The organism is Roseobacter sp. OBYS 0001 (assembly GCF_019654895.1).
In the GTDB taxonomy this organism is placed as follows: domain Bacteria; phylum Pseudomonadota; class Alphaproteobacteria; order Rhodobacterales; family Rhodobacteraceae; genus Roseobacter; species Roseobacter litoralis.
The window spans coordinates 193005-205023 of record NZ_BPES01000002.1 but is presented as its reverse complement, the minus strand read 5'-3'; the positions used below and the strand labels follow the sequence as shown (position 1 = coordinate 205023).

The 12019-nt window shown below is 57.6% G+C and carries 9 protein-coding genes; all 9 read right to left on the bottom strand.

Going from position 1 to position 12019, the window contains the following annotated elements:
* Position 1: 1 nt before the first annotated feature.
* Entirely contained in the window at positions 2-1309 is a 1308-nt protein-coding gene (gene hslU, locus K5Q35_RS06485; protein ID WP_220798936.1) for an ATP-dependent protease ATPase subunit HslU, read from the bottom strand.
* A 114-nt stretch (positions 1310-1423) separates the two neighbouring features.
* A complete protein-coding gene (locus K5Q35_RS06480) occupies positions 1424-2488 on the bottom strand; it encodes a hypothetical protein (protein WP_220798935.1) in 1065 nt (354 codons plus the stop codon).
* The gene (gene hslV / locus K5Q35_RS06475; protein ID WP_013963928.1) at positions 2485-3042 is read right to left on the bottom strand and encodes an ATP-dependent protease subunit HslV; all 558 of its coding nucleotides are present in this window, start codon (positions 3040-3042) and stop codon (positions 2485-2487) included. Before hslV ends, K5Q35_RS06480 begins: the two co-directional genes overlap by 4 nt.
* A 114-nt stretch (positions 3043-3156) precedes the next feature.
* The gene (gene trxA, locus K5Q35_RS06470; RefSeq protein WP_011566786.1) at positions 3157-3477 is read right to left on the bottom strand and encodes a thioredoxin; all 321 of its coding nucleotides are present in this window, start codon (positions 3475-3477) and stop codon (positions 3157-3159) included.
* Positions 3478-3514: 37 nt separating this feature from the next.
* Positions 3515-6892: a double-strand break repair helicase AddA gene (gene addA, locus K5Q35_RS06465; protein WP_220798934.1), complete on the bottom strand. Its 3378-nt coding sequence runs from the start codon at positions 6890-6892 to the stop codon at positions 3515-3517.
* Positions 6889-9846: a double-strand break repair protein AddB gene (gene addB / locus K5Q35_RS06460; RefSeq protein WP_220798933.1), complete on the bottom strand. Its 2958-nt coding sequence runs from the start codon at positions 9844-9846 to the stop codon at positions 6889-6891. The genes addA and addB overlap by 4 nt, the downstream gene beginning before the upstream one ends.
* Positions 9839-10522 carry a nucleotidyltransferase family protein gene (locus K5Q35_RS06455; protein ID WP_220798932.1) on the bottom strand — a complete coding sequence of 228 codons (684 nt, stop codon included), beginning with the start codon at positions 10520-10522 and terminating at the stop codon, positions 9839-9841. Before K5Q35_RS06455 ends, addB begins: the two co-directional genes overlap by 8 nt.
* The gene (locus K5Q35_RS06450) at positions 10507-11526 is read right to left on the bottom strand and encodes an aminoglycoside phosphotransferase family protein (protein ID WP_220798931.1); all 1020 of its coding nucleotides are present in this window, start codon (positions 11524-11526) and stop codon (positions 10507-10509) included. The genes K5Q35_RS06455 and K5Q35_RS06450 overlap by 16 nt, the downstream gene beginning before the upstream one ends.
* Complete coding sequence (gene tsaE, locus K5Q35_RS06445; protein WP_220798930.1) at positions 11523-11999, bottom strand: tRNA (adenosine(37)-N6)-threonylcarbamoyltransferase complex ATPase subunit type 1 TsaE; 477 nt, start codon at positions 11997-11999, stop codon at positions 11523-11525. Before tsaE ends, K5Q35_RS06450 begins: the two co-directional genes overlap by 4 nt.
* Positions 12000-12019 lie beyond the last annotated feature (20 nt).

Here is a 12019-nt window from a genome sequence, read left to right as displayed (position 1 = left end):
GCTAAAGAACGTAGCGGCTCACATCCGTGGATTTCGCAAGTGCGCCGAGGTTTTCATCCACAAAGGCTGCATCAACGACTATTTCGTCGCCTGCGCGTTCGGGCGCGGAAAACGACAGCTCTTCGAACACACGTTCCATCACTGTATAGAGCCTGCGTGCGCCGATGTTCTCGACGGATTGGTTCACTTCCGCGGCAATTTTTGCCAAGGCCGCGATGCCGTCTTCGGTAAAGGAAACGGTGACTTTTTCTGTGCCCATGAGGGCTGTGTATTGCAGGGTCAGCGCATTGTCCGTTTCCGTCAGGATGCGCACGAAATCCTCTTCGGTGAGGGCGCGTAATTCAACCCGGATCGGCAAGCGACCCTGAAGTTCCGGCAGCAGGTCAGACGGTTTGGCGATATGAAAAGCGCCGGAGGCAATAAACAGGATGTGGTCCGTTTTGATCGGACCGTGTTTCGTACTGACGGTGGTGCCTTCGATCAGGGGCAGCAGATCGCGCTGCACGCCCTCGCGGCTGACATCAGCGCCTCGTGCATCGGATTTGGCACAAACCTTGTCGATCTCGTCCAGAAAGACGATGCCATTCTGCTCAACGGATTCGATCGCCGCGCGGTTTACGGTTTCATCATCCAGCAGCTTGTCCGCTTCTTCTCCGATCAGCACGTCGTAGCTTTGGGAAACGGTCAGTTTCTTGCGCGTGGTGCGTCCCCCCAGCGCTTTGCCAAAGATATCACCAAGGTTCATCATCCCCATATTGCCACCGGGCTGGCCGGGAATATCCATGGTGGGAAAGGGGTTGGACGTATCGGCGACATCCAGTTCGATGATGGTATCGTCAAGATCGCCGGATTTCAGTTTCTTGCGGAACATCTCGCGTGTGTTTTCGCGTGCATCTTCGCCTGCAATGGCTGAAATGACCCGCTCTTCAGCAGCCAGATGCGCGTTGGCTTTTACGTCGTCGCGCATAAGGTCACGCGTCATGCTGATGGCATTGTCCACCAGATCGCGGATGATCTGCTCCACATCACGGCCGACATAACCCACTTCGGTGAATTTTGTTGCTTCGACTTTCAGAAAGGGCGCGCGGGCGAGTTTCGCGAGGCGTCGGCTGATTTCTGTTTTGCCGACCCCGGTGGGCCCGATCATCAGGATATTTTTCGGATAAACCTCATCGCGCAGGTCATCCCCGAGCTGCTTGCGCCGCCAACGGTTGCGCAGGGCCACAGCAACGGCACGCTTTGCGTCATTCTGTCCAATGATAAAGCGGTCAAGTTCGGAAACGATTTCACGGGGTGTAAGGTCAGTCAAAGGTCTATCCTGAGATGGTTTGTTACAGGGCATGTAAGGATCAAGCGCGAAAACGGCAACCAAGAAGGCTGTTTCTTGCGTTTTTTAGACCGCTGACAAAGATCCGAATTGTTATTAGTCCGCAGGTGGCAAACGGTGACGCGGGATAAAACCGGGCAGCCGTTTCATCAGGAACGTGCGGATACGCTCCCACCTTGCGCCCAGAAACACCAGAAATACCCCAAGCCCGAAAACCGTGAAGACTGCTTGCTGTCCGTCAAAGACCGTACTGCTGAGAATGACAATATAGCCAATGGCAGCGATCAGAAAGGAACGCCGGTCGATGACAATTGCGATCAGGGCAATGAGGGTCAGAACCAGAACCAGCATCAGATTGCTCCACCCTGCCGACTGCGCCAGAAGGCTCAGCGCAATAGTGTTGACCAAGGCGGGTGCGGCCACAACGTGCAGCCAGAACCCATTCGCAGAGCGCCGCGTGACGCGGTGCGGGTCAGACATGTCAAAAGCCATGGCGATCATAAACACGATCAGGCCCAGACCCAGCGTGATGAATGCAAAGGGACCCCCGGCAGATAGCAAGAACATCGAACGCAGACCCTCTGGCGCGCCCGCGCTGTTTCCCGCGATCAAAACAGAGACTAAAAAGGCGCAAAGAGCGATAATAGCCAGCGCAAAGGGGACGCGGAAACGGAACCAGAAAAGCAGCAAGGCAAAGGTCGAAAGCGCCAAAGGCAAAGGCATGCTGCTGTAGTCTTCCTGAGCGAGCATGAACAACTCACCAAAGCTACTGGTGAATCCATAAAGGGCATTGCCGCCAAACATCAAAGACAATGCAATAGCGGGGGCGACCATGCGTCTGCGCCGGATGAAATATTCCGACAACAGCCAGATGACGACTGCGCCCAAGACACTTGTCACAATCATGTAGGTCTGAACGGAGGATATGTTTTCGAGCGCGCCAAAGCTGATGATACCCACCCAGCCAATTGCCAGAATCCCAAGGCCAATGACGATGAAAATCTCATTGAACCCACGAAAAAGCTCAAAGGGTTCGTCGCCGGGCTTGAGGTTTTCGCGCGCGCCACGTCTGCTGTCGGCCAGCGAGGTGAGCGATGCGGCTTGCGCCTCAGACAGGATACCCGCCCCAACCGCTGCGCGGATATCATCCTTGCCAATCATGCGCTGATTTTTTCGACCGTCAGGTTCCCGTTGGTATAAACGCAAATGTCGGCGGCAATCGCCATGGCGTCACGGGCCACTTCTTCGGCGGTGCGCTTGCTGTCCATCATGCCGCGTGCGGCGGCCAGTGCATAATTGCCGCCCGACCCGATTGCCGTAACATCGTGTTCAGGCTCCAGCACGTCGCCCGCACCGGTGATGACAAAGATGTCTTTGCCATCCGACACGATCAACATCGCCTCAAGCTTTTGAAGGTATTTGTCGGTGCGCCAGTCCTTGGCCAGCTCCACACTGGCACGGGCCAGTTGCCCCGGTGTCGCTTCAAGCTTGGCTTCCAGCCGTTCCAGCAAGGTAAAGGCGTCGGCGGTTGAGCCGGCAAACCCCGCGACAACATCAAACCCGCCGGGCGAAAGGCGGCGCACCTTGCGCGCGGTGCCTTTTATCACGGTCTGCCCCAGAGAAACCTGCCCGTCACCGGCAATGACGACTTCGCCGTCTTTTTTCACGCCAATTATTGTGGTTCCATGCCATCCGGGAAATTCGTTTCGTGCCATCCTGGCCTCCTGCGTGGTGTTGCGATGTTATATGGCGCGGGGGTCGGAAATGCACAAGGGCAACAAAAAAGGCGCCCATTCTGGACGCCTATTTCGAATTTCACTTGGTGCAGATCAGATGTTGTCTTCGATCCAGCCTTGCAGGGCGGCTTTGGGTTTTGCGCCGGCCATGTTCGAAACGACCTGCCCGTCCTTAAAGATGAACAGTGCCGGAATACCGCGCACGCCCATCTGAGCAGGGGAATTCGGGTTCTCGTCCACATTCACTTTGACGATCTTCACTTTGCCATCCATCTCGGCAGATAACTCTTCCAGCGATGGGCCGATCTGTTTACAGGGGCCACACCATTCAGCCCAGAAATCCACCACGACGGGGATATCGGAATTTTTCACTTCGGCGTCGAACGTATCGTCCGTAACAGCAAGGGTGGCCATTGTCTTCTCCTCGACAGGCTGGGTTTGAGAGCTGAACCTATGTAGGCGTAGCGCTGTCGTCAAGATATAGAGTGTTTTGTAACGCCTGCGTCACGATATCGTGCGGTAAATGCATCAACGTGCAATTACGTGTCCACAGGATTGCCGTTTCAATTTTTCGATCCGGGTAAACCTGTTTCAGCGCATGTGTATATGCGCCCATTTGCCGTAAAATCCCCTCAGGGCAGGCGGCGGGCTGAGAGGGCACGGTCTGGTTTGTCTTGAAATCCACCGCCAAAACGGCCGTGTCAGAGACGATCAGCCGATCAATGATGCCGTGCAGCCGCGCGGTGCCAAACTCGGCGGTCACTGCGACTTCGGCCAGACTGTCCGCTGTGAAGAGATGCGCAAGGTCCGGGTTTTGCAAAACCGTTTTGGCTTCGCTTGCCGCGCGCAGCAGGCCGGGATCGCCTTTATTTGACAGAATATCTATCAGCGCGGGCCAGTCGACAGTGTCAGCGGCAGACAGATGTTCCAAAAACAGATGCACGGATGTGCCATAGGCTTTGGCGGCCTCTTCGTCCTGTCCGGCCTCGCCGGGCAGCGCCTTGGCGCCGCCTAGATCAGAGGGCGACACGGTTTCGCGCAGTGGCGCCCGCGCCGGGGCCTGCGTCGTCAAGCAGGGATCAAGGGCGGTTTGCATTGGCGCGCCGGGGTTTGCTGCGGTCAGTGGTAAGGCGTCCCAATCGCCTTTCTGATGCCGCTTGACGGCAAGCCCATGCATGTCCACCAAATGCGCGCCCGCTGCATCAACGGCCGCATCCACCCGCTGATACCACGTGTCGTTCTGCTTGGAGAGTTCACCCGCTGCGGCAACGATCAACCACTTTTCCGCCCGTGTTAGAGCCACATACAAGAGCCGCAATCGTTCCGCCGCCTGTGCCGTCGCAATGTCATCGAGTTTCGTGGCCAACGCTGCAGGGGTATCATTGGCGGGTGTCTTCCAGACGGGTTTGCCGTTCAGCGTCACAATATCGTCGCGCACCGGATTGTTGCGTTTGCCGCTGTCTGGCAGGATCACGATGGGCGCTTCCAGACCTTTGGCGCCATGCACGGTCATGACGCGGATTTGATTGGACGCGCTGTCGATCTGTCGCTTGATTTCCAGATCATCCGTTTCCATCCAAACCAGAAACCCGGTGAGGCTGGGCACTGCGTTTCGCTCATAAGCAAGGGCTTGCGACAGGAGTGCGTTGATGCCGTCCTCTGCCTCAACCCCAAGGCGGGCCAGCAGGTTGCGACGCCCCTTGTGGCGGGTCAGGATACGTTCGATCAGATCATAGGGCCGCAGAAAATCCACATTCGCCCGCAGATCGCGCAGCACCTTGAGGGTTTCAGGATAGGCGTCTGCTTGGGTGCGCAGAGCCTGCCACAGGTGGTCCTTTTCCCTGTAATGGGCAAGCTGAAACAGCTCTTTCTCGGACCAGCCGAACAGGGGTGATCTGAGTGCGGATGCCAAAGAAAGACTGTCTTCGGGCACCGCCAGAAAAGACAGGAGCGCAGCTAGATCACGAACCGCAAGTTCACCGCCGACCTTGAGACGATCTGCCCCGGCGATGTCCAAACCAGCGTTTTTGCAGGCACGGATAATTTCAGTGAACAGGACCGAGCGACGCTGCACGAGGATCAGAAAATCGCCAGCCTGGACCGGTCGGCGGGTGATTTCACCATCCGAATGCTGATCGTCTGGAATGGTATCGTGTGCGATCATCGCCTTGATCTGCGTCGCGATGCGCTCGGCGAGAATGACGCTGTGATGATGCGCGGCCTTGCGATCAATCGGGTCATGCCAGGCGGGATCTTCCTCGGCGGGTTGAGGTTCGATGACGGGCCAGATGTCCACGCGACCGGGCAGTGTATCCTTAAAGGCGATATGCTGTTCGTCCGTCGAAAACCCGGCGTCTCCCTGCCCGTCAAAAGTGCGGTCAACCACGTCGAGAATGGCGCTGGCCGACCGGAATGAGAATGCCAAGGTTTTGTTTTGAAACAGCTGTTCGGCGGCTCGGATCTTCGATTCGAACTCTGACTGCATCCGATCGAACTCACGCGGGTCCGCACCCTGAAACGAATAGATCGACTGTTTTTTATCGCCCACAACAAAGACAGTGCGCCGCGTTTCGGTGCGCGCGCCCTCGCCTGTGGTGAACTCGGCGGCGAGTTTACGAATGACGTCCCACTGCGCTGGGCTGGTGTCCTGTGCCTCGTCCACCAGAATGTGGTCAATGCCCCCGTCGATGCGAAACAGGACCCAGGCGGCCACCTTTTCGTCATTGAGCAAGGCCCGCGCCCGGTCGATCAGGTCATCGAAATCCAGCCACCCGCGCAGGGTTTTCTGTTCTTCATAAAGCGGTAGAAACGACGCGGCAAACCGATGCAGCGCATGGGTCTTTTGCGCCGCCAGCAAGGCGATGCGTGCATCACGCGCAATTTCAATACGTCCCATGAAATCATCGAACGCGGGCATTGCGTCAGAAACGATGGCCTGCGTTGGTTTGGTCGGCAGAGTGCCGATTTTGGCACTGAAGGGCGATTTTGCCGTGGGTCCGGTTAAGCATACCTGCTCCAACGCCGGCAGCGACCGGAAATTCAGGGCAGGGATCTGTTGAAGCTTAGCGGCTGCTTTGGCATCGTTGCCGCCCTTTGCCAGCATGGGCGCAATGAGCGCATCAAGAAGTGCGTCCTCGCCACCCAGAAAGACCTGATCTTCGATCTGCTGTGTCGTGAGGTCCGCGGGATGATCAAAGAGCGCCAGTGTCTCAGCCCATGACAAGGGATTTCGAAAGCCGTCTTTGTTCTGAACCACGGCTTTTGCGAGTTTTTCGAAATCCTCACCTGTGTAGTGTCGTGCCAGATCTGCAATCAGGCCAGCATCCGGCCCTTGCGCCATCGTGTCGATGATTTCAGCGCGCAGCAGGTCCGCCGCGCGTTCTTCTATTTCACTGAACTGGGGACTTACGCCAGCTTCCAGTGGAAAACGCCGTAACAGTGACGCGCAAAACGAATGGATCGTCTGAATTTTCAGACCACCCGGGGTTTCAATGGCGCGCGCAAAAAGGGTGCGGGCCTTGCGCAATTTCTCGGCATCCACCGCCGTTTCGACCCCAAGATCGCGTAGCGCTTCGGCCAGCGCCGCGTCCTCCAACATCGCCCATTCGCCCAAGCGTTTGAACAGGCGGTTTTGCATCTCGGAGGCCGCCGCCTTGGTATAGGTCAGGCACAAAATATGTTCCGGTTCGACCTTATCGAGCAACAGTCGTGCCACTCGATCCGTCAGCACGCGCGTTTTGCCCGACCCGGCATTTGCCGCAAGCCAGGTAGAGGCATCCGGTCGCGCTGCATCGACCTGCGCCTGTGTGGCCGGGTGACGGGGGCTCACGACAAATCCTCCGGAACAGGGTCTTGCGTGACATCCCATTCGCCGTAGCGTGACAGCAAGTCATAGTCGCTGCCGTATTGATCTTTTTCCATCATGCGGCGGGCTGTGAACCCTTGATCCATCTCTTTGTAAGCCAGCACCAGTTTGCGTAATTCGGCCAGTATCTGTGCGGGCGGTTCGCTGTCCAAGGGCGCAGGAACTTCACTTGGATTCGAGCCTAACCCGATGAAAGTCGCCTGTGCCACATTCTGCGGCCCCAGCTTTTCAAACGCGCCCTGTTCCACCATCGCAGCTTCGATCAGCAACTGCTTATCAAAAAGTGTCTGCTGTTTGACCGTAGGCGGCGATCCGGTTTTGTAGTCGTAGATCAAAACATCGCCATCCTCTGTCTGGTCAATGCGGTCGGCGCGCGCGGTCAGGGTGAATTTGATATCCGGCCAGACCATCTTACCGACTGCGCCTTCCTCAAAAGCGACGGGCATGCCGATGTGTTGGCGCGCGCGCTCATTCACAACGAACCACTCGGAAATGCGCGTCAGCCGGGCCAGCCACAAGGCACGCGCGGCGGGCCAGGGTACATCGCGCATCAGAACTTCATGCGCGACATCGACAAGGTCTTGTGCGGTCAGAGTCGCCGGGTCAGCCAGCGTGCGTCGTACAAAGTCCTCCATGACCTGATGCGAAACCGTGCCGCGCAACAAGGCATCCGGGCTTTGCACCAGCGGGCCCAGTTTACGCAGCCTCAGAACGTGTTTGGCATAGACCGTGTAAGGGTCGCGGATCAGGTGTTTGATGTCCGTAACGGCCAGACGTTTCGGGCGCGCGTCCAACGGCGGGCGCGGGGCGGGGCGCGCGGCCGGGGCTGCGGGTTCGACCTTTTCAAGCAGTACCGTTTGATCAAGCCAGAAGGTGCCGCGATTCTTCATCGCTTCAAGCAGGGCAGGGCCGTCCTGACCCTTCAAACCCGACAGCAGGTTGCACAGTCGATTGACCCAACGCGATGCGACAGTTTCCGCATCATCAGAGCGGATTGAGCGCGTAAGCCAGACTTCAGGTGCGGCGATGGCTTGCTGATAATCGTGCGCAGCAAGCCCAATCCGACGTTCCGGCAAAAGTAAGCCTGCCTGATGACGCAGCGCGCGGTTCAGCCATGGATCTGGCGTTGGCGCTTCGGGCCATGTCCCGTCATTAAGACCCGCAAGAATAACGAGATCAGCCCCCTGCACGCGCGCTTCTAGCGTCCCCCAGATCATAACGTCAGGATGCGGGGCATCACGGTCGCGCACTTCGCCTTCGGACAGCAGCGCGCCCACAAGGTTACCGTAATCAGACGCAGTCATCGGGCCGCCGTGATGCGCCAGATCAGCGAGGTTTGTCATGACCTTAAGGGCTTCTTGTCCAGCTTTCTGTTTCCAGATTTCACCGGTATCGTGACCGAAGGGACCGCTGGAAATTGCCTCCGCCAGCGCCATATGGGCTTGCGCCCAATGGGTTAGCGGTTGCTCACCGCTGGTCTGCACCGAGGCAAAGGTTTGCCCGACCCATGTGCCCCAGACATCAACCGCGTTTTGATGTTCCGGGTTCGGCGAAACGCCTGACAGGGCAATCTGAATGCTGTCCGCGTCGGGGTAGGGCAGTCCATCCCGCCGGATGCGAAGCTCCAGACGTTGCGTGTTCAGAATATGTTCAGCACGGTTTGTGCTGCTATGTGTCAACGGATGTTTGAGCAAGGTCAGCAGGGCTTCGGCATCAAGACGGCGATGAAACAGCGCTGCGACATGCCGCAGAAACCGGCCGGGTGGGCTGAGGTGCAGGGGCGCGCCAGCGGAATCGTCGGGCAGGATGTCGAATTGATCCAGCGCTGCCGTGATTTGCCGCGTCAGCATCCGATCCGGTGTAATGACAGCAGCTTTTTGTCCGTCTTCGACCGCCTTGCGCAGGCGCAGGGCAATGGCCAGCGCCTCACTGCGGGGGCTGGGGGCTTCGAGCAATGTGACCTGTTGGGTGGCCTCGTTCAGGGTGTGGAGTTTGGGTCCTTCGGTCAGCCACGCATCGGTTACCGGAGCCGGGCGCAACGAAAGCGACACCAGCGCGTTGCGCGCAGGGGAAGGCGGCGGTGCGTTGTGCCAAGGGGAGATATCTGAGCGTCCAACGCCGATATGCTGCATCAGTTTGTAGAACCGATATTGCGGGTGGTCCTCTGAAAGCAGCGCATCATCAAGGTGCAGCCACTGTTGGCGTGGCATGTCAAAATCAAACCCCGGCAAGACCAGCGCACCCTGAGGCAACCGGGCAATCGCCTCCATCAACAACATCGTGGTGCCGCGTGATCCCGTCGATCCGGCCAGAATAACGGGGTGCCGGGGCGGATCTATGGCCCAGCGATCGGCCAGCGCAGAGACGAACTGGCGTTGCTGCGCTTCTTTGTCTGGGGTCGTGGTTGTCCGCGACAGGTAGTCTTGCGCAATGCGAATGAAAGTCTGGGTGCGCTGCCAGTGGCCGGATAAATCAGAAACATCGAGGCCGTTGATCGTGTCGGCTGTGACGCCTTCACCCTGCATTTCATCCATCAACGCCGCGAGGCTGTCGGTGAGATCGTAAAGCGATGTGCGCGGGGCCAGCTCTTTTTGCTGCTCGATGAGACGCGCCACGAGTGCGATCAGCTCAAGCCGTCGGCGCAAAGGTTTGACAGCAGGCGGAACGGCGATGCCGGGCGCCAGTTGATCCAACTGCGTCACCAGATGAATTTTCGGCAGCAAACGGGCGGGGCCTGCATCGAAAAGACTGCGCAATCGCCGCTGCATGCGTGACGTGTTGACGATTACCTGCACCCGCGCGAGCTCTTCCGGTGCTGTTTGGCTGACCCGTTCCAGAAGCCCCTGCATCAGACCTTTGGGGAAATCAACGCCCGGTGCCAGACCGAAGACACGGGGCGTGTCGCTGTCTTCAAACATGTCTATATCCAAGCAGCGTCTCGGCGTTAGTCACACCCTGTGGATGGCCGACATCACACCACAGACCCTCATATTCAACTGCGTAGAGCCTGTTTTCGGCCATTAGCATGTCCCATAGAATATTCAGCGAAAACGATGCGCGATCAATTTCGGCCAGCCGTTCGGTTTTGACAATCTGCGCGCCGCTGTAGATGCCGCCGTCCCCTCGTTTGATTTGACCGCTCGGCCCGATCAGAAAATTGCCGGGCCCGTCATAGGCAACAGCGTTTTGCGGCGGGATACACATCAAAAGACCGTCCATACGGACAGGGTCCCACGCTTTTTGCAACTGGTCCAGTGGATTGGGGCCTTGCCAGATGGCATCGGTGTTCAGCGTCATGACCGGACCGGGCCCAAGCAAGGGCAACGCATTGCGCAGACCGCCTCCGGTTTCGAGAATATCTGGCGTTTCCGCAATCGTCTGGACATTTGTGTTGTGCAGATGTGCTTGGAGTATCTCTGCCTTGTAATGCAGGTTTGCAACGACTGTCTCGGCAGGCAATGCGTCGGTCAGCGCGCGTGCATGATCAATCAAAGGGCGGCCCGCAACTTCAACCATCGGCTTGGGGCGATCAGCGGTCAGGTGCTTCATCCGGTTCCCGAAGCCTGCCGCAAAGAGCATTACCGACCAGCCCATTGACCGCTCTTTGATTTGAGTGTGGCACAGATGTCGCGGGTCGGTTCTGGTAAGGTGGCTCCGATCAATTCCGCTGCAGGTTCAAGCATCGGATGGTTCAGGTTGGTCATGAGGTGACCCCAAACGCGGGGGAGGAAATCGACGTAGTGGCTTTTCGCATCCCGCATGCAAAGACGTGAAAATACACCCAGAATGCGCATGTTCCTTTGCAGGCCAAAGACGGCATATGCTGCGTCAAACGCCTGCGGATCCAAGGCGTTTTGCGCGACAAAGCGTGCTTTCATATCCGTCGCAAGCTGAGGATCAACATCGCGTCGTGCGTCCTGCAGGACCGACATCAGATCATAACTGCGATGACCCAGAACGGCATCCTGAAAGTCGAGCAATCCAACCCGTGCAACGCCAGTTCTGTCTGGCAGCCACAACAGGTTTTCGGCGTGGTAATCACGCTGGATCAGGACGGTCAGGTCGATGTCATATTGTGCAAGAAGCGGCTCTAACACTGATATAAAGTCACGTTTTGCGTCGTGGTCCAAGGTGCCCACTGCGCCAAGTTGATACCAGTCATAGGCCAGCGCAGCGAGAGGTATGGTGATTGCGGACGCGTATGAACCGAGTTTTGGGGGTGCGCCTTGGTGAAGGTGTGTCAGCACGTCCACAGATGTTTCATACAGCAACTCTTCAAGGGCAGGGTTGTCCGCGATCTGATGTGTAAAGAGGGTATCGCCCAAGTCTTCGATCAACAGGAAACCCGCGTCGAAATCTTCATGCATGATACGTGGCGCGCTCAACCCCAACGTCTGAAGGTAGGTCGCGATCTGCACAAAAGCGCTGACATTCGTGTTGTTGGCTGGCGGCGCATCCATCAGGACGGCTGTTGCGCCATCTGGGCGGATCAGCCTGTCGTATCTGCGGTTTGATGCATCACCGGCAAGGGGCGTGACATGGGCGTCTTGCCAGCCCGCCTGTGCGATAAACGCTTTGGCTTGTGCTGCGCGTGTCATGACGCTTTCCAGCTCAATACCACGGCTTCCCATTTCGGATCTGTCCAATCAACCGTCAGGGTGCGGCTGTTTTCAGGTGCGCCTTGGGCAAACCGGATGGTCAGTGCGTCATTCGGCGTGAGTTGTGCCAAACGGTCAGGCCATTCGATCAGGCAAATTGCTGTTTCAAAGGCTTCGGTGAGGCCAAGCTCTTCAATCTCGAAAACGGATGAAAGCCGATACAGGTCCGCATGCCACAGCGACCCTGACCGCGTGTCATACGTTTGCACAAGGGTGAAGGTAGGGGACGGCACGTCTTCTGCTACGTCCAAAAGCGATTGAATCAAATGCCGGGCAAAATGGGTCTTCCCGGCGCCAACAACGCCATCGAGTAAAATGGTATCACCGGGCCGTAACAATGCGCCCAGCGCGACAGCGCGTTGCGCGGTTTGTTCAGCAGAACCAACGGTGAATGAGCAGGTGTGACAAGCCATACCGCATGCTTACCGCGCGG